Annotated in this window: 28 protein-coding genes and 2 other annotated features; of the genes, 26 read left to right on the forward strand and 2 right to left on the reverse strand. The window is 55.9% G+C overall.

Going from position 1 to position 23045, the window contains the following annotated elements:
* The first annotated feature begins 192 nt into the window (after window positions 1-192).
* On the forward strand, window positions 193-810 hold the full coding sequence (locus ACKQTC_RS00605; protein ID WP_408976506.1) for a class I SAM-dependent methyltransferase: 618 nt from the start codon (window positions 193-195) through the stop codon (window positions 808-810).
* A gap of 260 nt (window positions 811-1070) precedes the next feature.
* Here the strand turns inward: ACKQTC_RS00605 and ACKQTC_RS00610 are convergent, their stop codons facing one another.
* A complete protein-coding gene (locus ACKQTC_RS00610) occupies window positions 1071-2339 on the reverse strand; it encodes a hypothetical protein (protein ID WP_408976507.1) in 1269 nt (422 codons plus the stop codon).
* A 178-nt stretch (window positions 2340-2517) separates the two neighbouring features.
* On the opposite strand from ACKQTC_RS00610, the gene ACKQTC_RS00615 reads away from it, so the two are divergent.
* The 3 genes from ACKQTC_RS00615 (at window position 2518) to ACKQTC_RS00625 (ending at window position 4655) form a co-directional block, all read left to right on the forward strand.
* Window positions 2518-2814: a thioredoxin family protein gene (locus ACKQTC_RS00615; RefSeq protein ID WP_408976508.1), complete on the forward strand. Its 297-nt coding sequence runs from the start codon at window positions 2518-2520 to the stop codon at window positions 2812-2814.
* Window positions 2815-2970: 156 nt separating this feature from the next.
* Window positions 2971-3714: an ABC transporter ATP-binding protein gene (locus ACKQTC_RS00620; protein ID WP_408976509.1), complete on the forward strand. Its 744-nt coding sequence runs from the start codon at window positions 2971-2973 to the stop codon at window positions 3712-3714.
* Window positions 3711-4655, forward strand: coding sequence for a SufB/SufD family protein (locus ACKQTC_RS00625; protein ID WP_408976510.1), 945 nt, complete (start codon window positions 3711-3713; stop codon window positions 4653-4655). Before ACKQTC_RS00620 ends, ACKQTC_RS00625 begins: the two co-directional genes overlap by 4 nt.
* A 76-nt stretch (window positions 4656-4731) precedes the next feature.
* On the opposite strand, the gene ACKQTC_RS00630 is transcribed toward ACKQTC_RS00625, so the two are convergent.
* Entirely contained in the window at window positions 4732-5100 is a 369-nt protein-coding gene (locus ACKQTC_RS00630) for a RidA family protein (protein ID WP_408976511.1), read from the reverse strand.
* 93 nt (window positions 5101-5193) lie between these two features.
* On the opposite strand from ACKQTC_RS00630, the gene ACKQTC_RS00635 reads away from it, so the two are divergent.
* The 22 genes from ACKQTC_RS00635 (at window position 5194) to ACKQTC_RS00740 (ending at window position 22936) form a co-directional block, all read left to right on the forward strand.
* A complete protein-coding gene (locus ACKQTC_RS00635; RefSeq protein WP_408976512.1) occupies window positions 5194-6021 on the forward strand; it encodes a hypothetical protein in 828 nt (275 codons plus the stop codon).
* On the forward strand, window positions 6021-6392 hold the full coding sequence (locus ACKQTC_RS00640; RefSeq protein WP_408976513.1) for a hypothetical protein: 372 nt from the start codon (window positions 6021-6023) through the stop codon (window positions 6390-6392). The genes ACKQTC_RS00635 and ACKQTC_RS00640 overlap by 1 nt, the downstream gene beginning before the upstream one ends.
* Before the next feature lie 4 nt (window positions 6393-6396).
* Window positions 6397-7062, forward strand: coding sequence for a type III-A CRISPR-associated RAMP protein Csm3 (gene csm3, locus ACKQTC_RS00645; RefSeq protein ID WP_408976514.1), 666 nt, complete (start codon window positions 6397-6399; stop codon window positions 7060-7062).
* A complete protein-coding gene (locus tag ACKQTC_RS00650) occupies window positions 7043-7771 on the forward strand; it encodes a hypothetical protein (protein WP_408976515.1) in 729 nt (242 codons plus the stop codon). The genes csm3 and ACKQTC_RS00650 overlap by 20 nt, the downstream gene beginning before the upstream one ends.
* A gap of 4 nt (window positions 7772-7775) precedes the next feature.
* Window positions 7776-8873: a type III-A CRISPR-associated RAMP protein Csm5 gene (csm5, locus tag ACKQTC_RS00655; RefSeq protein WP_408976516.1), complete on the forward strand. Its 1098-nt coding sequence runs from the start codon at window positions 7776-7778 to the stop codon at window positions 8871-8873.
* Between the two features lie 10 nt (window positions 8874-8883).
* Entirely contained in the window at window positions 8884-9666 is a 783-nt protein-coding gene (cas6, locus tag ACKQTC_RS00660; RefSeq protein ID WP_408976517.1) for a CRISPR system precrRNA processing endoribonuclease RAMP protein Cas6, read from the forward strand.
* Between the two features lie 157 nt (window positions 9667-9823).
* A complete protein-coding gene (locus ACKQTC_RS00665) occupies window positions 9824-10411 on the forward strand; it encodes a xanthine phosphoribosyltransferase (RefSeq protein ID WP_408976518.1) in 588 nt (195 codons plus the stop codon).
* Between the two features lie 196 nt (window positions 10412-10607).
* Window positions 10608-11876, forward strand: coding sequence for an acetylornithine deacetylase (locus ACKQTC_RS00670; protein WP_408976519.1), 1269 nt, complete (start codon window positions 10608-10610; stop codon window positions 11874-11876).
* Between the two features lie 175 nt (window positions 11877-12051).
* A complete protein-coding gene (locus ACKQTC_RS00675) occupies window positions 12052-13734 on the forward strand; it encodes a catalase (protein ID WP_458295177.1) in 1683 nt (560 codons plus the stop codon).
* 140 nt (window positions 13735-13874) lie between these two features.
* Entirely contained in the window at window positions 13875-14135 is a 261-nt protein-coding gene (locus ACKQTC_RS00680) for a hypothetical protein (protein ID WP_408976520.1), read from the forward strand.
* Window positions 14135-14815, forward strand: coding sequence for an IMPACT family protein (locus tag ACKQTC_RS00685; RefSeq protein WP_408976521.1), 681 nt, complete (start codon window positions 14135-14137; stop codon window positions 14813-14815). The genes ACKQTC_RS00680 and ACKQTC_RS00685 overlap by 1 nt, the downstream gene beginning before the upstream one ends.
* A gap of 226 nt (window positions 14816-15041) precedes the next feature.
* Complete coding sequence (locus ACKQTC_RS00690; RefSeq protein ID WP_408976522.1) at window positions 15042-16391, forward strand: acetyl-CoA hydrolase/transferase family protein; 1350 nt, start codon at window positions 15042-15044, stop codon at window positions 16389-16391.
* A 236-nt stretch (window positions 16392-16627) separates the two neighbouring features.
* Window positions 16628-16777 carry a 50S ribosomal protein L33 gene (rpmG, locus tag ACKQTC_RS00695; protein ID WP_408976523.1) on the forward strand — a complete coding sequence of 50 codons (150 nt, stop codon included), beginning with the start codon at window positions 16628-16630 and terminating at the stop codon, window positions 16775-16777.
* A gap of 24 nt (window positions 16778-16801) precedes the next feature.
* Window positions 16802-17020 carry a preprotein translocase subunit SecE gene (gene secE / locus ACKQTC_RS00700; protein ID WP_408976524.1) on the forward strand — a complete coding sequence of 73 codons (219 nt, stop codon included), beginning with the start codon at window positions 16802-16804 and terminating at the stop codon, window positions 17018-17020.
* Between the two features lie 21 nt (window positions 17021-17041).
* Window positions 17042-17599, forward strand: a complete 558-nt coding sequence (gene nusG, locus ACKQTC_RS00705) for a transcription termination/antitermination protein NusG (protein ID WP_408976525.1) — start codon at window positions 17042-17044, stop codon at window positions 17597-17599.
* A gap of 21 nt (window positions 17600-17620) precedes the next feature.
* Window positions 17621-18046, forward strand: a complete 426-nt coding sequence (gene rplK, locus ACKQTC_RS00710) for a 50S ribosomal protein L11 (protein WP_091791118.1) — start codon at window positions 17621-17623, stop codon at window positions 18044-18046.
* A 55-nt stretch (window positions 18047-18101) separates the two neighbouring features.
* Window positions 18102-18794 (forward strand): 50S ribosomal protein L1, encoded by a 693-nt coding sequence (gene rplA / locus ACKQTC_RS00715; RefSeq protein WP_408976526.1) that lies wholly within the window; start codon window positions 18102-18104, stop codon window positions 18792-18794.
* Between the two features lie 4 nt (window positions 18795-18798).
* Window positions 18799-18921 (forward strand) — a sequence feature (ribosomal protein L10 leader region).
* Between the two features lie 39 nt (window positions 18922-18960).
* Window positions 18961-19464 carry a 50S ribosomal protein L10 gene (rplJ, locus tag ACKQTC_RS00720; protein WP_408976527.1) on the forward strand — a complete coding sequence of 168 codons (504 nt, stop codon included), beginning with the start codon at window positions 18961-18963 and terminating at the stop codon, window positions 19462-19464.
* A 31-nt stretch (window positions 19465-19495) separates the two neighbouring features.
* Window positions 19496-19870: a 50S ribosomal protein L7/L12 gene (rplL, locus tag ACKQTC_RS00725; protein ID WP_408976528.1), complete on the forward strand. Its 375-nt coding sequence runs from the start codon at window positions 19496-19498 to the stop codon at window positions 19868-19870.
* Window positions 19871-19972: 102 nt separating this feature from the next.
* The gene (locus ACKQTC_RS00730; RefSeq protein WP_408976529.1) at window positions 19973-20440 is read left to right on the forward strand and encodes a hypothetical protein; all 468 of its coding nucleotides are present in this window, start codon (window positions 19973-19975) and stop codon (window positions 20438-20440) included.
* A gap of 44 nt (window positions 20441-20484) precedes the next feature.
* Window positions 20485-20730, forward strand: a binding site (T-box leader).
* Window positions 20731-20818: 88 nt separating this feature from the next.
* Window positions 20819-22195 (forward strand): TrpB-like pyridoxal phosphate-dependent enzyme, encoded by a 1377-nt coding sequence (locus ACKQTC_RS00735; protein ID WP_408976530.1) that lies wholly within the window; start codon window positions 20819-20821, stop codon window positions 22193-22195.
* A 36-nt stretch (window positions 22196-22231) separates the two neighbouring features.
* Window positions 22232-22936, forward strand: coding sequence for a CpXC domain-containing protein (locus tag ACKQTC_RS00740; protein ID WP_408976650.1), 705 nt, complete (start codon window positions 22232-22234; stop codon window positions 22934-22936).
* The last annotated feature ends 109 nt before the right edge of the window (window positions 22937-23045 follow it).

Below are 23045 nucleotides of genomic sequence, written 5' to 3' on the forward strand. Positions count from 1 at the left end.
AACCCAGCTATTTTTGCAAATTGATGAAAGAGCCAAGGCGGGCAGAGGGCCTTCTGAGCTGAAGCGGCACATCAACTTAGGCAGTCGACAAACCGGGAGGACTCGACTTTTTTCGCCACAGCGGGCCCCCTTGTGGTATAATGCGGGAAAAAGAGTTAGCCATGAGCAATTTAACTGACATAGGAGGCCTGTATGTTCAAACGATTTTTTGCCAATGTCATCAAACCCACCGGCCTAGGGGGCCAGCTGATGGTCCGCCGGATGAACTGGCACCACGAAAGCCTGGCCCGGTGGGGGCGGTCCTTTTTAGACATCCGCCCGGACTATGCCCTCCTGGACCTGGGCTGTGGCGGCGGCCGGAATGTCCAATACTTCCTGACCCGGGCCCGCCGGGTCTATGGCCTGGACTACTCCCCGACCAGCGTCGCCGCCTCCAGGCAACTTAACCAAAAGGCCATCCGGGCAGGCCGATGCCAAATCATAGAAGGCAACGTCCGCCGGCTCCCCTTTGCCGATGCCTCTATCGATATTGTCACCGCCTTTGAAACCATCTACTTTTGGGAGGACATCGCCGCCTGCTTTGAAGAAGTCCACCGGGTCCTGGTCGATGGCGGCCAATTTTTAATCTGCAATGAAGCCGCCCACCGGGATAGCGAAACCATCAAAAAATGGGCCGACATGCTGGGCTTTGAAGTCTACGACCCTCAAACCCTCACCGCCCTCCTGACCCCCATCGGCTTCAGCTGCGACTACGAACTGGACTACAAGGACCAGCTGAGCTTCTTAGCCAAGAAAGTGCCGGCCGGCTGATAGGCCGCAGGCAGGTGGAGGTACCAATCCAATCCCAACCGCTTCCACCCCCTAGTGAACCGGTATTTTGGGTAAACCTTTTAATAGACGGATCACGCCGACTGCTGAGTCGGCGTTTTTTACTAGAGGTCATTCTTTGATAAAAGATTAATTAGAAGTAAGCTTGCTTTAATGCCTAGCTTAGAAAAAATAAAGAGGCTTCCCATTAAGGTAGCTATCTTAATAGGAAGCCTGTAAATAGGCAGGAAAAAAATTATATTTTAATAATCTTTCACTTCATAGGGGATGGTTTGATAATATACGACTTGGTTTTCACCATTGACTTGAATAATTTCAGCTAAATGATGGCCTATAGACTGCAGCTTTTTGGCTTGAGCATCCGAAAGGGTCATCACTTCAACGACATCACCGGTGTAGAAATCTCTTTCCATTTCAGGGAAGGCATCAAATGCAGATTCCCCTTTACGCTGTGTTTTCCCTATTTCTTCTCCATCGATATATAAAACGATGGGCTGTTCGATATTTTCTCCGGCGCCAATGACAGATAAACCGCAAGACATAAAGTAATTATTTTCTCGGCACATCAAAGGGTTCGCCATGATACCTTTTTTACTGGTTGTGTTCATTATCTCAATATCACACCAGCTCTTATCGGAAACACCGATATTTTCCCGGGTGTAGCTATTTAGAGATTGTTTTTTAATATTGGGCCAGTATATTTTATGAGTCGCAAGCTTGTATTCACCAAAGGGAACGGATAAAACTTTATTGGATTTAACTGCTGTCAGCGTATTCTTGCTGGCATCCCAGCCGGGAATGAAATTTTTGTCTCTCAGAGGATTATAATAAGGGACAAGGTTGCCATTTTCTAGTTTTGGATTGGCATTGACCAAAATTTGTTTGTTGCCATCCAGAAATTTAATATGATTTTCCGGGAAAGTAATCTCCTTATTCTTTGTTGTGACTTTTTCAATTTCGAAAAAGTCGTTGCTTGCCTTAATTAAGTTGCCAACTAAAGCATTCAGTAAATCAGCATTCTTCTCATTTGATAAGTCTACACACCACTTATCATCTTTTTTGATAAGGTAGACCTTTACCTTCTTTTCGAGGTCGTTTATATTCTTGAAGTCGTTTTTCAAGGGTTTGAATTCATTCTTATAGGCTATGATTCCTTTGAATGTATCATTGCGTAACTTTTCCGCTAGGTTCTTGTTCTTGATTTTCACATCAAGCGTAGCTGTTTTATCGTTCTCTTTTTCATTTACTGTCTCAAAGGAAACATCGGAGATGATTTTTTTGATTTTTTTGCTGGAGTCCTCATCATAGTTTAAACCGGCGATGAGTTGATCTCTTTCCTTGAAAAACTGGTCACCGTTCTTGGTTACTTCTAAAAATGTTTCTTCATCTTCACTTTGAGCACTTTTAATAAAGAGTTCAAGGGCACCACTGGGTGTATCCGAGGATGCGCAACCTCCAAATGTGAGGATGGCTACGAGTAGAATAAGTAATGGTACTAGACGATTTTTCATGATAATATTCTCCTAATGTTTAAATGTTTTACATAATTGTTACCCATTTATTAAAATGAGTCAAATTTGATTTTTCGCAAATAATACAAAATTTAAAATGAGTTTTTGCTTGGCGCCATTAGCCGGCGGACAGGTGCCGACGGCTAGGTCGGCGTTTTTTACTAGAGGAGGGGTTTAGGTGGAGACGGTGGCTTTTAGTGAGGACTACCTGGAGGGGACGGTCCTGCTCTTCTTTGCGGGGGAGGACTGTGGCCTCTGTAACGGGATGCGGATGAAGACGGAGCGGGTTTTGGCGGACCGGGACCTGCGGCTTATGGAGGTGGACTTGGCGGCGGTGCCCCAGCTGCGGGGGACTTTTGGGGTCTTTTCTTTTCCGACCCTCCTGCTTTTGCAGGACGGGCGGGAGCTGGTGCGGACGGCTGGCTTTTTTGACTTTGGTCCACTGGAGAAGACCTTGGACGCTTTAGGCCTCTGAGGGAAAATTGTCTGTCAATTTAAGGGCGGATTTTCTCGGATTGCTGTAATATTATGACTATCTTTCTGAGTCTATGAAAAATCTGAAAACATGATATTCTATAGGATAGACAAGACGATCAGGTTGTCATGTATATGGAGTGACGGAGGATTAATTATGCTAGAACTGCAAAATATTGGCTTTGGGGTGCCGGGTAAGGCGGACATCTTAAAAAATATTAACTTAACCATCAAAACCGGCGAAACGGTGGTGGTGACCGGGCCAAACGGAGGTGGGAAGACCTCTCTGGCCAAGGTGATTGCCGGGGTTGCCGAGGCAACTGCTGGCCGGATTATTTTAGATGGGGAAGACATTAGTGACTTAAATATTACTGACCGGGCACGGACGGGGATTGCCTATGCCTTCCAGCAGCCGGTCCGCTTTAAGGGCTTGCGGACCCGGGACCTCTTGAACTTGTCTGCGGGCCGCGAGTTGAGCGAGGAAGAGCTGGCAGACCTCTTACGTCGGGTGGGCCTCCAGGCCAAGGAATATGTAGACCGGAGTGTGGATACCAAGCTATCCGGCGGGGAAATCAAGCGGATTGAGATTGCCGGGGTCATGGCCCGGGATGCCAAGCTCTTTGTCTTTGACGAGCCGGAGGCGGGCATCGACTTATGGAGCTTTAACAGCTTGATTGATGTCTTTAACGATTTACGGGAAAACCGCCGCCAGTCAACGGTGATTATCTCCCACCAGGAGCGGATTCTGGAAATTGCAGACCGGATTGCGGTCATTGTCAAAGGGGAGCTGGCGGCTTTCGGGCCGACGGCAGAAATCCTCCCCCGCCTGGCTCATGGGCCGGAGTGCCAGTCCTGCAGTGAAACATGCCTGGTCAATCATGAAGGAGAAGAAGTACAATGAGTTTTCAACCGGTTAACCCGATTACCAAAGATTTATTAAATATCGTATCTGACTGGCAGGCCTTCCCGGAAGGGGCTGCCTACAATATCCGCCAGGACTCTCAATGTGCCGGCCGGCGGTCAACGGAAAATATTGAAATCCGGCCCAAGTCCGGGGGCAGCGGCCTGGACATTATTGTCAAGGCCGGGACCAAGGGCGAATCCTGCTATATTCCGGCCTGCATCACCAAAAATGATGTGGATGACCTGGTCTACAATGACTTTTACATTGGCGAAGGGGCTGATGTGACCATCGTGGCCGGCTGTGGGGTCCATACGGATGGTGACGGGGAAAGCCGGCACAATGGGATCCACCGGTTTTTTATGGAGAAGAACAGCAAGGCCCTCTACCTGGAAAAACACTATGGCAGCGGGGATGCCTCGGTAGAGGCGGCCCGGCGGATCATTGACCCGGAAACCCAGTGTGAGCTGGCGGAAGGGGCCTACCTGGAGATGGACACCTCCCAGTTGGAAGGGATTGCCCATACCCACCGGAAGACTTCTGCTAAGTTGGAAGCCGGGGCCCGGCTGGTGATTAAGGAAAATATCCTGACTGAGGCGGATAGCAAGGCCAGCACCGATTTTTATGTGGAATTAAACGGCGATGGCTGCGGGGTGGACCTGGTCAGCCGGTCGGTGGCCAAGGATGACAGCCACCAGGAATACCATTCGGTCATTGTGGGCAATGCGCCATCTACCGGCCATTCGGAATGCGATGCCATCATCGTGGGCAATGGCAAGGTAGACGCCCTGCCGGAGCTCCGGGCCAATAATGGGGATGCCATGCTGATCCACGAGGCGGCCATTGGGAAGATTGCCGGCGAGCAGATTATCAAGTTGCAGACCCTGGGCCTGACCGAAGAAGAAGCGGAAGCCCGGATTATCGAAGGCTTCTTAAGCTAGAAGCGGGTATAAAAAAACAGGTGCGCAATGAAGGCACCTGTTTTTTGCTATCCTTTTATATTCGGGTATACTTAGCTTAAGAGAGGTCGGCGATGACTTCGATTTCCAGGACGGCATCCTTGGGCAGGCGGGCCACTTGGACGCAGGCCCGGGCCGGCTTATGGTCGCCGAAGAAGGCGGCATAGGCGGTATTGATGGTGTCAAAGTCGTCCATGTTCCGGACAAAGATATTGACCTTGGCGAAGGATGTCTTTTGGCCGCCGGCGGCTTGGACAATGGCTAAGAGGTTGTCCAGGGCGGCGGTGGTTGCCTGGGCGGGGTCATCGATGAGCTGGCCGTCTTTGAGGGGCAATTGGCCGCTGACGAAGACCAGGTGACCGACTTGGACAGCCTGGGAGTAGGGGCCGAGGGCCGCCGGGGCGGCATCGCTGTGGATAAAGTTCATGGGAAGTCCTCCTTAATCATTGGTTTCGTTTATTGTAGCACAAAAGGGGCTGCTGACAAGCAGCCAGATGACAGATAAGAAAGAGGTGGCTTGATGGCTGAGACATGGTTGGCAATGGCCCTTTTGCCGACAGAAGATGTGCCCCGGAAGGACTTGCCGGCCCTGCCGCCGGCGGTGTTGCCGGCCGGCCGAATCTGCCGGCAGGAGCGGGGGCTGGTGGTGATGGTGGTCCCCGGGCCGGTTGAGGAAGACCGGGCGGCCCAACGGGCCCTGGCTGAAGCCAGCGGTGGGGCAGGGGTCCTCCGCTATGCCCAGGGGGCGGATAAGGCCAGCCTCCTGGCGGAGATGGCCAGGGCCTTTGCCCTTCCCCGGGGCCTGACCGGTGACGAAGCGGCTTGTCTTGACCAGCCGCCCCGTGGCGAGGCCGGGCCTGGTCCCCTCTATACCCTAACGGTGACAAGCCCGGCCCGGCAGGCGGACCTCTTGGCCGGGGCCGGCCCCTATGCCGGGGAGGGGTTGGTCTATAGCCGGGCAGAGCTGGCCCCTGAAGCGGCCCTGCCGGCCCTGGCCCGGGCAGTGGCCGCCGGGAACCGCTTTAGCCTGAATCGCTGGCCCGGGGCCTTTAGCGACCTGGCCGGGCATGATCTCTGTCTTTTTGGCCGGGGGCTTTCCTTTGGAGAAGGGGCAGGGGTCCTGGCAGATGCCCGGGCCCTGGCCAAGGAGGGGAAGGCTTTCCTCCAGCCCTTTGCCGGCTGGCTGGACCGCAACCAAGGCCGGCCCGGCCTAGCGGACCTGGCCCTTTTTATGGAAAAAACACCGGTGGGGGCGGCAACTGCCCGGCACCTGTACAGCCGGGCCCTGGATCAGGGCAACCTAACCCTGACCCAGTTGGCCCTGGCCCTAGTGGGAGGTAAAAGATAATGGCTGTATTTGACCAAATAGATGACCTACAAGAGGCGGCCCGGCAGGTGGTTTTTGACCTGGCCCAGGCCGGCGAATTGCCAACGGAGGCGGACATCCGCCCCTTCCGGGCGGCTTGGATGCAGTGGACCCAGGCGGTCCGCTTTGCTGATGAGGCGGGCCTGGTTCCTTATGAGGCCCGGCTGGCCCTGGCCCTGACCTATCCGGACCAGACCGGTGACCTGGGCCAGCTCATTGACCGGGCCGGCCTGGTCCGGGCCCTGGCTGAGGCGGCCGGGGATGGGGAAAAACGCCGCCAGCTGGCTGCTTATGGGGAACACTTACTGGCCTGGCACCATGCGGTAGCCGGGCAGATGACCGGAGGGAGGTAATCCTATGTATGGAAAATTAATTATTGAAGGGGAATTAGAGGCCCTCACCGGCTTACATATCGGGGCCGGGCCCTCTTTGGGGCCGACTGCCGCTGACCTGCCGGTGGTCCGGGACCACCAGGGCCGGCCCTATGTGCCCGGGTCCAGTCTTAAGGGCAAGTGGCGGACCCTCCTGGCCCGGGCCCTGGCCCAGCGCTGGGTTGTCAACGATCCCGGTCACGATGCGGAAGAGGTCATCCGCCTCTTTGGGGCCCCGGCCATTGAGGGGCAGGCAGCCCGACCGGGCCGGCTCATTGTTTGCGATGCCCCCCTCCTCGCCAGTCCCGGGGACTTTTTAGCAACGGAAATCAAGCAGGAGGTGGCCATTGACCGGGCCACAGCCGAGGCCCAGGTCCGGAGCCTGGAGCGGGTAGTGCCCGGCAGCCGCTTTGCCCTGCGGATTATTTATACCGCCGGCGAGGCGGCAGAAGCCGGGGCAGACCTGCAAAACCTGGCCGGGGCCATGGAGCTCCTGACCATGGATAGCCTAGGTGGCCATGGGAGCCGGGGCAGTGGCCGGGTGGCCTTCCGGGATATGAAGGTCCGCCTGGGCTATGGGGATGCCTTTGATGACCGTGACCTGGCCTTCTTGAATAACGAGGTGTTCCGCGATGACGCCCTTAATCTCTAAGTGGACCTTCTCCGGCCCCTGGCGGACCTGGGCCTGGGATCCGGGCCGGGCTGAGCCGGCCATTGGGGCAGATAGCCTCTTGCAGGCCCTGGCCTCGGTGGTGGGGACGGACCTGCCCCTTGAGGGGGTCCGGCTGTCCGATGCCCTCCCCTTTGACCAGACCGGCTTTTACCTGCCGGGTCTGCCGGACGGGCCGGGCCTGTATGAAAGGCCTGATGGCCAGCCGGCGGCCCTGACCGGTTGGCAGGGGGTCCGCTTTCTCCAGGGCCGGCCGGTGGCTTATTGTCAGGCGCCGGCTGAGGCTGGCCTCTATATCCTGATGGACCTGGCTGACGACCAGGTGCGGGCCTGGGATGACGCCTGGTTCCGGCTCAGCCTGGCCGGGATTGGCGCCCGGCGGAGTCTGGGCTGGGGCCAGTTTAACCCCAGCCCCCTCCGGCCCCTGGACCTGGCCGGGTCAGCGGCTGAAAGGGCCCTGGCCCTGGCCCTGACCCCGGTAGAGGGGGCAGGCCGCCTGCTCAGTACGGTCATCGGGGCCGACTTGCCTGCTGAGGCCGGCTTGTCGGTCCGTCCCCTCTGGCGGGGGACCCGGCACCATCCAGATGGTCCCCGCCTTTACTGGCAGGCCGGGTCCCGGGTGGCGACCGGACCGGCTTATACGATTGGCAATTGGCATGGCCGGCCCCTTGGCGCCATGCTGGGGAGGTGAGGCCATGGAAAGGATGAAACGGCTGGGCTTTTTAGAAGTCCATGAACTCTTTTTGGAAACCGGTGGCCCCCTTTATATTGCTGGTGACCGCCCCTTGGACCGGCGCCACTGGCTGCGCCGCCCCGACGGTCTGGCCCTGGTCGATGAAACCCTCTTAGGCCGGCGGCTCCTGGCCACCGGCCTCCTCGAGGCCTGGCAGGGGCACCTGGCCGCCGGTGGGTCCGCAGAGGCCTTCTTAGCCGACCACCCGGCCCTGGGGCCGGCAGCTGACCTGACCAAGCGGGTCCTGCCGGTTGATGGAGATGCGGCCGTCCGCCGGGTCCATCCCTTTTTACGCAACCCGGCCGGCCGGCCCTATGTGCCGGGCACAACCCTCAAGGGGGCCTTGCGCCAGGTCCTCCTGGTCTACTTCCTCAATGAAATGCCCGAAGTGGATAAGGAAGGCTGGCGCAACCGGCTCCGGCAGGCCCACACCGATGGGGACCGGTCGGCCTTTTCGGCCGGGATGCAGGCCCTCCAGGTGGACATTTTGCACAAGCTCCACCTCCATACCGCTGAGCGTGCCTCCAGCTTGAATGACCTGATGCGGGCCTTTTCCGTATCGGATAGTGACCCCCTGGGGGCCGGGGATACGGTGGCCGTTCGCCGGCGCCTGGTCCACCGGGAGGGGGTCCTGGATGACCCGGATACCTACGAAGTCCTGCCGCCGGGTACCCGGATCCGCTTTACCCTGCGGATTGACATTCCTCTGATGAACCGGGGCGGCCTGATGCTTACTGTCCTCAATGAGGCCCTCCAGCTGGCCCAGCTCATGCAGGAGCGGGTCTTCTGGGAGAAAATCCCGACCCCCGACCGGGCCCCGGTGGACCTCCGAGACCTTTACCTTTACCTGGGCGGCGGCGCCGGCTTTGTGAATAAAAGCCTGGTCTATGCCCTTTTTGATGATAAGGAAGCCCGGGACCTGACCAATGCCCTCTTGGCGGCTGAGCCGACCTACGACCCGGCCCTTGGTCGGGCGGTGGCCCCCTATATGCGGCCGACCATCCTGGCAGAAGGCCTGTCCTACGACTGGGGCAAGTGCCGGATCACCATTCACTATTAAAGGAGGCCCTATGCAACGGTTTACCTATGCCCTGGCAGCAAGAGACCTGCCCAAAGGCTTTGGCTACCAGCTCTACGGGGCCCTGAACGCCCTGGCCGGCGATCCTCTGGCCAGGAGCTGGCATGAAGCCCGCCATCCCCGGGTCAGCCAGCACCTCTATTGGGCCGATGGGACCTTTTACTGGCGGGTAGCCCTCTGGGGGGACCTGGCCGGGTCTGACCGACTGGCGGCCGCTGAGGCCGACCTGGCCGACCGCCTGGCCGGCCTGGACCGCCTGACCGTGGCCGGGCGGGTCTTTACCCTAGAAGGCCGGGCCCATGAGGCCCTGCCCTTGGAAAGTCTCCTCCGCCACCACCTGGCGGACCAGGACCCGCCGGACCGGCTGAACCTGGTCCTCCGGTCGCCCCTGGCCTTTAAGCGCCGGGGCCACTTCGACCCCCTGCCCCAGCCGGACCTGATGGTCCAGTCCCTGGTCAACCGCTGGGGGGCAGTCCTGGAAGCCGACAGCGACCGGATGGAGACCTACCGGGCCATAGCCGATGACAGGGTCTGGCCGGCCCGGCTCCGCCTGCGGACCACTGCGGTACCCATCAAGGGCAGCCATATTCCCGGTAGCCTGGGCGAGGTCCAGCTGATCCTCCGGGCCGGCGCCCCCCTACAGCGGTTTTTGGCCCTTCTCTTTGCCCTGGGCGAATGGAGTGGGATGGGGGTTAAGACAGCCCTGGGCATGGGCGGCTTGGACGTGACCTCTCCGGGCTGGACAAGTCTGCCGGCCAGTGCTATGATAAGATAACCTAAGGAGACGACCGAAAAAACATTCTTTTTCTGTCTCTCAGACCTTTATAAGACCCCAAAGGGGACCTGGCGTCATCAGAACCGGCCGGTTTGATGACGCTTTTATTATTGGTGAGTGGATGAGGACACGCATTCAGGGACAAGGGGGAGCGAGGATGTCTTACTTAAAGGATAAAATCATCAAGGAAGGTCAGATACTGCCGAATAACGTTTTGAAAATCGATAGTTTTCTCAACCAGCAAATTGACCCGACGGTCATGAAGGCCATTGAAGAAGAGCTTTACACTTATTTTAAGGACCATGGGGTGACTAAGGTCCTGACCATTGAGGCCTCGGGGATTGCTCCGGCCATTATGGTGGCGGCCCACTTTGATGTGCCCATGCTCTTTGCCAAAAAGGCTCTGCCTTCTACCCTGACCGGGGATGGGGTCTACCAGGTAGAGGTCCATTCCTATACCAAAAACACCAACTACCGGGTGACCGTATCCAAGCAGTACCTGAGCCCGGATGACCGGGTTCTGATTATTGATGACTTCCTGGCCAATGGCGATGCGGCCATGGGCCTCATTGACCTGGTCGGCCAGGCCGGGGCGGCCGTTGCCGGGGTGGGCATCTGTGTGGAAAAAAGCTTCCAGGCCGGTCGGGGCCGGCTGGAGGTGGCCGGGGTGGATGTCTATTCGGTGGTGCGGATTGCAGCCATTGATAGCGAGACCAAGACCATTTCCTTTGCCCCGGGCCACTGATAATGCCCTTGCCAGGCCTGCTGATAAAAGCTATACTGGGCTTAGTTCGGGAGCTATAGGCTGAGAGGCGGTAGGACCGCGACCGATTAACCCAAGCCGGATAATGCCGGTTGGGGAGATAGATGGTTACCAGCATTCGACCGACGGTTGGGTGCTTTTTTTATTGTGTGGCGTCATGCCGGAAAGAAGGTTCTTTATGGATAAAACAGGCTTATGGGCGGCCATTGACGACCGTCAGGATGAACTTTTACAGCTTTTAGACCGGCTCATCCGCTTTGAGACGGTGAGCCCGCCGGCCCGGAATACTGAGGCCATCCAGACCTTTATCAGGGACTACCTGGAGGCCATCGGTTTTACGGTAGATATGTGGCCCTTTTACCAAAAAGACCGGCTCCTGGTGGCCCGGAAAAAGGGCCGGGCCTCGGCCAGCCACCATGACCTGATCCTGAACGGCCATGTGGACGTGGCCCCGGTCGGCGACCCGGCCAACTGGACCTACCCGCCCTTTGTCCTTACAGAGGCCGACGGCCGCCTCTATGGTCGGGGGACTTCGGACATGAAGGGGGGCATTGCCGCCGACCTCTTTTTACTGAAAGTCCTCCATGATGAAGGGATCGACCTCAAGGGTGATTTGATTTTCCAGGCCGCTGTCGGTGAGGAATCCGGTGAGGCCGGGACCCGGGAAATGCTGGAAAAGGGCTATACCGCTGACTACGCCATCGTCAACGACACCTCGGCCCTGGAAATGCAGGGCCAGGGCGGGGTCATCACCGGCTGGATTACCGTCCGGGGCAATAAGACCTTCCATGACGGCAACCGCTGCAGCCTGATCCATGCCGGTGGGGGCCTGGAGGGCTTTAGCGCCATTGAGAAGATGGTCCCTATTATCCAGGGCCTGCAAGAGTTGGAACGCTACTGGGCTGTCACCCGGCAGTATCCGGGCTTTACCCCGGGGACCAATACCATTAACCCGGCCTATATCGAAGGGGGGACCAACCCGGCCTTTATCGCTGACGAGTGCAAGCTCTGGATCACCGTCCACTTCTACCCGGATGAGGATGTCCGGGCCATTACCGCTGAAATCGATGCCCATATCGCCGCCATTGCCGCAGCTGACCCCTGGCTCCGGGCCCATCCGCCGACCATCAGCTGGGGCGGCCGGTCCATGGTAGAGGATAAGGGAGAGATTTTCCCCTCCCTGGACCTGGACCGGGACCACCCGGCCTTCAAGCAACTGGTTGGGGCCTATGAGGCCGTCTGCCAGGCAGCTCCCAAGGTGACCATGTCCCAGACCGTCACCGATGCCGGCTGGTTCACCCCCTTTAAGATTCCGGCGGTCTGCTTTGGCCCCGGTGACCTGGAAGAGGCCCATTCTCAAAATGAATCGGCCGATAAGGCGGAGCTGGTCCGCTTTACCAAGATTATGGCCGCCTTTATCCTGGACTGGTGCAATACCCCCCGCTAGATACAAATGACCAAGACTCGGTGCCCTGGCGCCGGGTCTTTTTGTCCGGGTGGTCTTATGAGACAATTGAAACAAAGACCGGCCCTGCCGTTTGCCGGCCTATACATCGGGGTATCTAGTAAGGGACGAGATTACTCAAGGACCACGCTGAATTATCGGCGGAAAGGAGCATATAATGGACAACCCTATGGATAAAAACGGTTTAGGTGAAGATTTACCAAGTCGTAATAATTGCGTTGGTGATGACCCCTCTCTAAAGACGGCTGCCGGTGCGCCGGTTGCCACCAATAAAGACGTCATGACTGTAGGCCCCCGGGGCCCCATGGTCTTACAGGATGTTTGGCTCATGGAAAAACTGGCCCACTTTGACCGGGAGGTCATCCCCGAACGACGGATGCACGCCAAGGGATCAGGTGCCTTTGGGACCTTTACCGTAACCCACGATATCACCCAGTACACCTGCGCCTCTATTTTTTCCGAAATCGGTAAAAAGACCGAGATGTTTGCCCGGTTTTCAACCGTTGCCGGCGAGCGCGGGGCAGCTGATGCTGAACGGGATATCCGTGGCTTTGCCCTGAAGTTTTACACAGACGAAGGCAACTGGGACATGGTCGGGAACAATACCCCGGTCTTCTTCTTCCGGGACCCCCTCAAATTCCCGGAACTGAACCACGCCGTTAAGCGGGACCCCCGGACCAACTTACGGTCTCCCAATACCAACTGGGACTTCTGGAGCTCCCTGCCGGAATCCCTCCACCAGGTCACCATCATTATGGGCGACCGGGGCATCCCCCTTTCCTTCCGCTTTATGCACGGCTTTTCCAGCCACACCTACAGCCTGATCAATAAGGAAGGCACCCGGGTATGGGTGAAATTCCACTTCCGGTCCCAGCAGGGGATTAAAAACCTCACCGACCAGGAAGCCGAAAAGGTTGTCGGTCAGGACCGGGAAAGCAGCCAGCGGGACCTCTACACCGCTATTGAAAAGGGGATGTACCCCAAGTGGAAGATGTACATCCAGGTCATGACCGAGGACCAGGCCAAGAAAATGCCCTACAACCCCTTTGACCTGACCAAGGTGTGGTATAAGAAGGACTTCCCACTGATCCCGGTCGGCGAGTTCGAACTCAACCGGAACCCGGAAAACTACTTTGCCGACGTTGAGCAGGCCGCCTTTACCCCGGCCAACGTGGTCCCGGGCATCAGTTTCTCTCCGGATAAGATGCTCCAGGCCCGGCTCTTCTCCTATGGCGATGCCCAGCGCTACCGCCTGGGGGTCAACCACCACCAGATTCCGGTCAACCAGCCCAAGGGTGTTAAAAACCCCCACAGCTACCACCGGGATGGGCAGATGCGGGTAGATGGGAACCTGGGCAGCGAGCTCCACGTCGAGCCCAATAGTTACGGCCAGTTCACCGACCATCCGGACCTCATTCCCCCCTTGCAGGAAGCCGACGGGGCCATTGGCCATTATGACTTCCGGGAGGATGACAGCGACTACTTCACCCAACCGGGTATGCTCTTCCGGGCCATGACCCCGGACCAGCAGCAGGTTCTCTTTGAAAACACCGCCCGGAACATGGGCGACTCTACCCTGCAAATCAAGCACCGCTGGATCAACTACTGCTACCAGGCTGACCCGGCCTATGGCCAAGGGGTTGCCGATGCCCTGGGCATTGACCTGGCCGATGTGGACCTCAACCTGCCGGCCCGCGACTCTCGGGAAGGCAACGATGCGGCCAACCACGCCCATCCGGAGCTGGACCAACCAACCAAGGGTAAACCGACAGAAGACCACGAAATTGATACCAATGGCCCGGATTATATTGATCCGGAAGATGACCCCTGGTTGTTATAAAAACAGTGTAAAGCGTTCGGCCCTGGCCGAGCGCTTTACTTTTGGGCAAGTTCTGCCCGGGGGCTAACCAAGCCCCGGCCAATATGCTATAATGGCAACAAAGCCAATGATGCAAAAGACCTATTTTAAGGAGGACGATTATGACCCATACAACCGGAACCCGGGTGGTTTTTGCTGACAGCCAGGAAGAGGCTAAGAAAGAATACGAGGCCCTGGGCGTTCAGCCTGAACACGATGCCCAGGCCAAGATGGATATTTGCAAGTGCAGCGAGGAAGAGGACTTTGACTTCGATTCCCCCTTTAACCTCATCGGGGAAGTCTCCCTGTCTCCGGAATACATGGAGCTTGTCAATAAGGACCCCCAACGGGCCTATGTCATCTACTACCTGGAAGAGGCCTAATGGATCCCTATGATAAGCGGGCACCGGAGTCCTTTCGGAGCCTGGTCCGGCCCGGCGATATTGACCTGGAAATCGACCGGTCCCGCTTTATCGGCCTGGCCCGGCAGGTGACCTCGGAAGAAGAGGCCCAGGCCTTTTTGGCCGAGGTCCGCAGTGACCACCCCACAGCCACCCATGTGGTTTGGGCCTGGATCATTGGCCCCGGGGGCCTGCAAATGCGGGCCTCTGATGATGGCGAGCCCCAGGGCACAGCCGGGGTCCCGACTCTGGAAGTCCTGAAAAAGGAAGGCCTATCCGATGTGGTCGTGGCCACGGTCCGCTACTTTGGCGGGGTCAAGCTGGGGGCCGGCGGCCTCATCCGGGCTTATACCCGGGCCGCTGCCGAAGCCGTCCAGGCCGGCGGGCCGACCAGCATGGTCCGGCAAAAGGCTGTCATCCTGACGGTCCCCTACCCCCATGAGGGCCGGCTGACTTACCAATTCAATGACCACCATTGGCCGGTGGAAAAGACCTTTGATGCAGCGGTCCATTATCATTTTTATGTACCGGAAAAGCTGGAAGAAGCAGCGACGGCCTGGCTTTTAGGCCTTACCGGCGGCGATGCCCGCCTAGCCTGGGGCGACCTGACCTATGCCCCCCTGCCGGATGACCTGGACCTGTCTTTTTTGACGGATGCATAGTGATGACCGTCTGGCGGCCCCAGGGCTGGCAGGCGGTTTTTAGTCAACGAAACTGTCTGAACATTGTGCCAACCGCCGCCTCTTGTTATAATAAATAAAGATAAAAGGGCGAATGGACAGATAAAACGTGCCAATATTCACAAAATCTCTTTTCATTTGCCCGGCTAGGACTTATACTAGAGATAATGAATGTTAATCGTTACTACCTTTACCCAAGGAGGATCCTATGACCTATCAAGAACTTTATCAGCAAAAACTGACCAGTCCGGAAGAAGCGGTCAAAGTCGTAAAAAGTGGTGATTGGGTTGAGTATGGGGCCTTTGCCGGCCAGGCCTATGCCCTGGACGCCGCCCTGGCAGCCCGGGCTGATGAGCTGGAAGATGTGAAAATTCGCGGTTGCTGCACCACCATGCCCCCGAAAATCATCGAAGCGGACCCGGAAGGCAAGCACTTTAACTACTCCAGCTTCCACTTCAGCGGCATTGAACGGAAGCTCGGGCAAAAGGCCCAGGCCTTCTTTATTCCCATGCTCTTCCACGAGTACCCCCGCTACTACCGCCAGGAGTTAGACCATGGCGATGTCAAGAGCAATGTGGTCTTTATCCCGGTTGCCCCCATGGATGCCGCCGGCAACTTTAACTTTGGCCCGGAAGCCTCTCACTTCCATGCCATGGTTGAAGCCGCTGATACCGTTGTCGTTGAAGTCAACGCCTCCATGCCTGTCTGCTATGGCGGCTATGAGGAGAGTGTCCACATCTCTGATGTCGATATTATCGTTGAAAACGACCGCCCCTTAGATGAAGTGCCCCCGGCCGGCTTTGGGGATATTGATAAAAAAGTTGCCGAATACGTCATGGGCGAGCTCTTTGACGGGGCCTGCATCCAGCTGGGGATAGGCGGTATGCCCAATGCCATCGGGAAGATGATTTCCGAATCCGACCTCAAGGACCTGGGCATCCACAGTGAAATGTTCACCGACTCCATGGTCGACATGGTCCTGTCCGGCCGGGTCACTGGAAAAAGGAAAAATCTCAACCCGGGCAAGCACGTCTATACCTTTGCCATGGGGACCAAGCGCTGTTACGACTTCTTAGATAAGAACACCGCCTGCGCCATCTACCCGGTCGATTATACCAATGACCCCTTCGTGGTCGGCTCTATTGATAACTTCATCGCCATTAACAACTGCCTGGAAATGGACCTCTACGGCCAGGCCTCTTCTGAAGCCGCCGGCATCAAGCAAATTTCCGGCACCGGTGGCCAGGCCGACTTCATGCTCGGCGCCTACCGGTCCAAGGGCGGCAAGGCCATCATGGCCCTATCCTCTACAGTGACCATGAAGGATGGTACCGTCAAAAGCCGGATTCGCCCGACCTTTGACCCCTACACCATCGTCACCACCCCCCGGTCCATGATGAACTATGTGGCCACCGAGTACGGGATTGTGAACCTAAAGGCCCGGAGCACCTGGCAGCGGGCTGAAGCCCTCATCTCCATTGCCCACCCGGACTTCCGCGAAGACCTCATTAAGGAAGCGGAAAAAATGAACATCTGGCGGAAGAGCAATAAACGCTAACCGCCTATTGATAGGATAAGATGAAAAGACACCCGCTAGCGGGCCTTTAGCCGGCCCGGTAGGCAGGGTGTCTTTTTTGCCGGCGGTCTGCCCGGTCAAAGGGGGAAAAAATATCGCCAACCAGTGAAAAATCATTGACAAGTGCAGGGCCATTCGGTAAACTATATAAGTGCCTTTTGACGGCACGTCTTTTTATATTGTCAAAAATCCGAAATTCCTCTACAGGAGGTGGAAACATGCGCGTCGGAATTACCCTGGAATGCACCGAGTGCAAACGTCGGAATTACCAAACGAATAAAAATAAGAAGAACACTACCGGGCGCCTGGAAGTTAAAAAATACTGCCCGTTCTGCAAATCCCATCAATTGCACAAAGAAACCAAATAACGCTCTTAGGTAAGGATGATTTAAATGAGCAGACAAAAAGGCACCGAGAAGAAAGAGGGATTTTTCACCCGGGTGAAAAAGAACTTCCGCCTTTCTTTCAGTGAGCTGAAAAAAGTTCACTGGCCCAACCGTCAGGAAACCATTACCTATACCGGTGTTGTTTTGGTCACTGTGGCCATTATCACCACATTAATTTGGGTAGTGGACTCCGGCATTACGGCTGCTTTAGGCTTGTTATTGTAAGAGAGGAGGCCAATCCTCACCATGGCTGACAATCAAAACAAGGCATGGTACGCGATTCATACCTATAGCGGCTACGAGAAGAAGGTCCAAACCACCCTTCTCACTCGTGCCAAAACCATGAACATGGAAGACTACATCCTACGTTGTATTGTACCGGAAGAAGAAGTCACCGAGATGAAAAACGGGGCCAACCGCACCGTCGTCCGGAAACTTTTTCCCGGCTATGTCTTCGTGGAAATGGTCTTAACCGATGAATCATGGTATGTGGTGCGCAACACCACCGGCGTAACCGGCTTTGTAGGCGCGGGTAACAGCCCCGTTCCCCTGCAGGAATACGAGGTGGAGCCGCTCTTGCGTGCTATGGAAGCCGCAGAAGACGGCGAAACAGCCCCGCCGGCAGAGCTCGACGCCGAAGTGGGCGATACCGTAGGCTTTACCGATGCGGCCTTTGCCGACTTTATCGGGACGGTTACGGCCATTGACCAGGACCGCCGCAAAGTTCAAGTGAGCGCCGCCTTGTTTGGTGGACGTGAAACCCAGATGGAAATGGACTTTGATAAAGTGTACGTGAAAAAGTAACCTTAATAAGGAGGTGTTTGTATGGCAAAGAAAGTTATCGGCTTTATTAAATTGCAAGTAGAAGCAGGGAAGGCAAATCCTGCACCGCCGGTAGGGCCTGCTCTGGGTCAGCACGGCGTTAACATGATGCAATTCTGCAACGATTTTAACGAACGCACCAAGTCTCAAATGGGGATGCTGATTCCGGTTGAAATCACCGTATATCAGGACCATTCCTTCACTTTCATCACCAAAACCCCGCCGGCAGCTGTCCTGCTTAAGAAAGCAGCTGGCTTAGAACGGGCTTCCGGTGAACCGAATAAAAACAAAGTCGGGAAAGTCACTGAGGCACAAGTACGCGAAATCGCAGAAACCAAAATGCAAGACTTAAACGCCGCTACCATCGAAACCGCCATGTCCATGATCAAGGGCTCTGCCCGCAGCATGGGGATCGAAGTAGAAGGCTAACTGCGAGACATGTGGGAGGCGAGAGCCGGTTGGACCACAAAGGAGGATAACAACTATGGCAAAACACGGTAAAAGATATAACGAGAATGCCAAACTCGTTGACCGGAACAAACTCTATGAAGTTGACGAAGCCTTCGCGATCGTCAAACAATATGCCAAGGCAAAATTCGACGAATCTGTCGAAGTTGCTTTCAAATTAGGCATTGATACCCGTCATGCTGACCAACAAATTCGTAACGCAATGGTGCTCCCGCACGGGACCGGTGTTAGCCGGACCGTTTTGGTCTTCGCTAAAGGCGATAAGGCCAAAGCCGCAGAAGCCGCCGGCGCAGAATATGTCGGTGCAGAAGACCTGGTAGACAAAATCAAAGACGGCTGGACCGACTTTGATGTGGCTATTGCTACCCCGGACATGATGGGTACTGTTGGTAAAATCGGGCGGATTTTAGGGCCTAAAGGCTTAATGCCGAACCCGAAAACCGGCACCGTTACCATGGACGTTGAAAATGCCGTTAAAGAAGTTAAGGCCGGTAAGATTGAATACCGGGCTGAAAAAGCCGGCATTATCCACGCGCCGATTGGTAAACTCAGCTTTGAAGAAAATGCACTGAAAGAAAACTTCAATGCCCTGGCTGCTGCCATCATCAAAGCAAAACCGGAATCTCAAAAAGGGACCTATGTTAAGAGCGTAACGCTTTCTACCAGCATGGGGCCCGGGATAAAAATTAACCCGAACCACATTGCTTAATTTGAATTAAATATGTTATCTGCCGGAGACAGCGGGGGCGAAAGCTTAATCATCCTGCCGAGGCGCCAGTTCATCCACTTGGATGTTAGGCCTCTGTCTCGCGAGACGAGGCTTTTTCTTTTTGGCAGATACATAAACGCTAAATTATGAAAGGGAGGTGAATCTGTTGTCAACCTTTGAAAGCAAAAAACAGATTGTCACCGATTTACAAGAAAAATTCGCGGCAGCACAAGGTGTTGTTGTCGTTGACTATACCGGTGTAAACGCAAAACAAACGACCGAACTCCGTAAAGCCATGCGGGAAAACAATGTAGACTACATCGTTGCTAAAAATACCTTATTCCTCCGTGCGGCTAAAGAGGCCGGTTATACCGGGATGGAAGAAATGTTCACCGGGGTTTCTGCGGTCGCCTTCTCAGCAGAAGACGCTGTAAAACCGGCAAACATCATTTCTAAATTCATCAAAGACAATAAAATCATGGTTGCCAAAGGCGGTATCCTGGAAGGCGAAATCATCGACGCAGCTAAAGTTGAAGTTCTGGGTAGCCTGCCGTCCAAGGAAGAACTTTTGTCCAAAGTCGCTTCCTGCTTCAAGGGGCCCCTGCAAAACGTTTGCTATGCCCTCGATGCTGTTCGTAAAAAAGCCGAAGAAGAAAACGCAAGCGCGTAAGGCTATATCATAAAAGAAAAGGAGACACATCATGTCTGAAAAAATCACCCAGATCATTGATCTCGTTAAAGAATTATCCGTTGTTCAATTATCCGAACTCGTTTCCACCTTCGAAGAAGAATTTGGCGTAACTGCAGCTGCTCCGGTTGCTGTTGCCGGTGGGGCTGCTGCCGGCGGCGCTGCTGAAGAAGAAAAAACCGAATTCGACCTCGAACTGACTGATGTTGGTGCTACCAAGATCAAAGTCATCAAAGTCGTTCGCGAAATCACCGGCCTTGGCCTCAAAGAAGCCAAGGAAATGGTTGACGGCGCTCCAAAAATGGTTAAAGAAGGTCTTTCCAAAGAAGACGCTGAAGCCGCTAAAGCTAAACTTGAAGAAGTTGGCGCTACCGCTACCCTTAAATAGTTTGCATCCTAACCGTCCTGCCTTGCAGGGCGGTTTTTTGATGCCATTTGACGGTTCCGGCCCTCTTTTCTTATAATACGGGTAGTAGAAAAGGAGGGGCTTATGGGAAATAAGTGGCGGCCGGTTAGCCGGCTTCATGATGGCCTGGTCATCATCACCCTGCTGGATATCTTGTTCGTCTTTTTTGTTCAAACCACGCTCAGTGAGGCCTTTTTACGCTTTGGATTAAGGGGGGTCTACGGCTTTTACCTCCAGCTGGCCCTGCCCTGGGCCTATATGGGGACGGGGCTCCTTTTGGGGTTGACGGTAGCTGACCGGCTGGGCTGTCGGCTGGCCAAGGGCCGGCGGCGGGTCTGGCGGCTTTTGGGCCTGGCCATCCTGGTTGGCTATGCCGGGGTCATCGGCTGGCACATCTACAGCCGGGGCGATTGGCCCATGAATACTCTGATTTTGACCGGTTGGGTCAACTGGATTTGCACCGCCCTCGGCCTGGCCTTTAGCCCGGCCCTGCTTCCGGTGAAGGAAGAACCGGAGGTAGAGGAGGATCCGCCGGAAGATTTTTATTTTTAAGGCTTGACTTTTATGAGGGGCCTTGTTAAGATACTTTCAACATACAGAAACCTTTGATTGCGAAGAGTAGCTATGGCGAAAAACCCCCAGCGAGTTCCGGATGGTGAGAGCGGAATGGTGGCCGGCATGGTGAATGGACGCATGAGGGCGGAGGGAAAGGCCTGGCCGAGTACTATCCGACGGGACCTTCACCCGTTATCCTAGAAGCGTATATGTTGGTATACGACTGAGTGGGCGTGTTTTTATGCGCCAAACCGGGTGGCACCGCAGAGTCCGTCTCTGTCCCGTATTGGGACAGGGGCGTTTTTTTATACCTTGTCCCACAGTCGACCAAGCTGTATGTCAAATTTGGCGAAAGACTGAAAGGATGAGAGAAGAATGACGAAAATCCCTAACCGTATTTACCTGACTGAAGATGAGATGCCGACCCGCTACTACAACCTCCGGGCGGATATGACCGACAAGCCGGCCCCGCTTTTAAACCCGGCCACCGGCCAGCCCGTCAGCCTGGATGACCTGAAGCCCATCTTCTGTGAGGCTCTGGCCCGGCAGGAGCTGGATGATGACACCCCTTATGTGGACATCCCGGAGCCCATCCGGGATTTTTACAAGAAGTACCGGCCCAGCCCCCTCTGCCGGGCCTATAGCCTGGAAAAGTACCTGGATACTCCGGCCAAGATCTACTACAAGTTCGAGGGGAATAACACCAGCGGCAGCCATAAGCTAAACTCGGCTGTGGCCCAGGTTTATTACGCCAAGGAAGAGGGCATCAGCCACCTGACCACCGAAACCGGTGCCGGCCAATGGGGGACTGCCCTGGCTGAAGCCTGTGCCCACTTTGGCATTGACCTGAGCGTCTACATGGTCAAGTGCTCTTACGAGCAAAAGCCCTTCCGCAAGGCCATCATGGAAACCTTTAATAGCCGGGTCATTCCCAGCCCCAGTGAGACCACCGCTGTCGGCCGGCAGATCCTGGCCGACCACCCGGGGACGACCGGCAGCCTTGGCTGCGCCATTGCCGAGGCCGTCGAAGAGGCCACCTCAAGCAACAACAGCCGCTATGTTCTGGGCTCCGTCTTGAACCAGGTGGTCCTCCACCAGTCCATCATCGGCCTGGAATGTGAAAAGGCCTTTGCCAAGATTGACGACTACCCGGATACCGTCATCGGCTGTGCCGGCGGCGGGTCGAACCTGGGCGGCCTTATTGCTCCGTTTATGCGGGACAAGCTCCAGGGTAAATATAATCCAGACATCCTGGCTGTTGAACCGGCCAGCTGCCCGTCCATGACCCGGGGCAAGTACGCTTATGACTTCTGTGATACCGGGGAAATCACCCCCCTGGCTAAAATGTACACCCTGGGCGCCGGCTATATCCCGGCCGCCAGCCACGCCGGCGGCCTCCGCTTTCATGGGATGAGCCCCATTGTTTCCAAGCTCTACGATGACGGCTTTTTACGGGCCAAGAGCTACAAGCAGACGGATATCTTCGAAGCAGCCGTCCTCTTTGCCCGGCTGGAAACCATCCTGCCGGCGCCTGAATCGGCCCATGCCATCAAGGGGGCCATTGATGAGGCCCTGGCCTGTAAGGAAAGCGGCGAAGCCAAGACCATCCTCTTTGGCCTGACCGGCACCGGCTACTTTGACATGACCGCCTATGCCGCCTATACTAATCAGACAATGACCGATTACCTACCGACCGACGCTGAACTAGCGGAGGCCCTGGATCGATTACCTGTGGTGCCTGGCCAGGACTGAGCCCCGGCCGCCGCAGGTGGAAATGGAGTGAATGAGATGACAGAAAGCACCATCCGCGGCGAATGCCCCCTCTGCCGGGCGGAGATGACCCTTGAACGGCCGGAACTGGTCGAGGCAGAAGAGGATAAAGCTCTAAAAGAGGCGATTTTATCCGGCCGCTTTTTCAAGGCCCACTGTCCCAGCTGTGACAAGGACTTTATCGCCGCCACCCCCCTGCTCTACTATGACCGGCGGCGGACGGCCATTATCCAGCTGGTACCGGGCTATACCGGGACCGGTCCCCTCTTCGGGGAGGAAATCTTTGCGGCCCTCCAGGTGGCAGACAGTGGCCAGCCGGTCCGGGTTATCCGCCGGGTGGTGACCACTCCCAATGAGCTCACCGAAAAGATCCACCTCCTGGATGCCGGCTACGATGACCGGCTGGTGGAAATTGGCAAGGTCCTTGCCCTTCAAGAGGTCAAGGACCAGCTGCCCAACTTAACCGGCCTGCGCCAGGTCCGCTATGCCCCGAAAACAGATCGGCACGAGGCCCAACTCCTCTTCTTCTATGACGATGAAGTCCCCTCAATGGACTTCCCCCAGTCCTTCTATGATAGCATTGGCCTATCCTTTGCTGAAGCCCTGGCGGCGACAGACCCGGAAGAGGACCTGGTGGTCGACACCAACTGGGCTGTCCGCTTCTTGAAAAAGGCCGGCAGCAACGGCGACAAGCCTTCAGCTCAAGCACAAGAAAGTGAATAGGAAAGCCTTAATCCAGGGCCTGCCCGAGAAAGCCTCGCCAAAGAGCCAGCACCTGCTCTTGGCCCGCCTTCCCGGGCAGGCCCTTTTATTTGGACGGGGAGGCAAAAAA

The sequence above is a fragment of the Peptococcus simiae genome, assembly GCF_046097595.1.
Classification (GTDB): domain Bacteria; phylum Bacillota; class Peptococcia; order Peptococcales; family Peptococcaceae; genus Peptococcus; species Peptococcus simiae.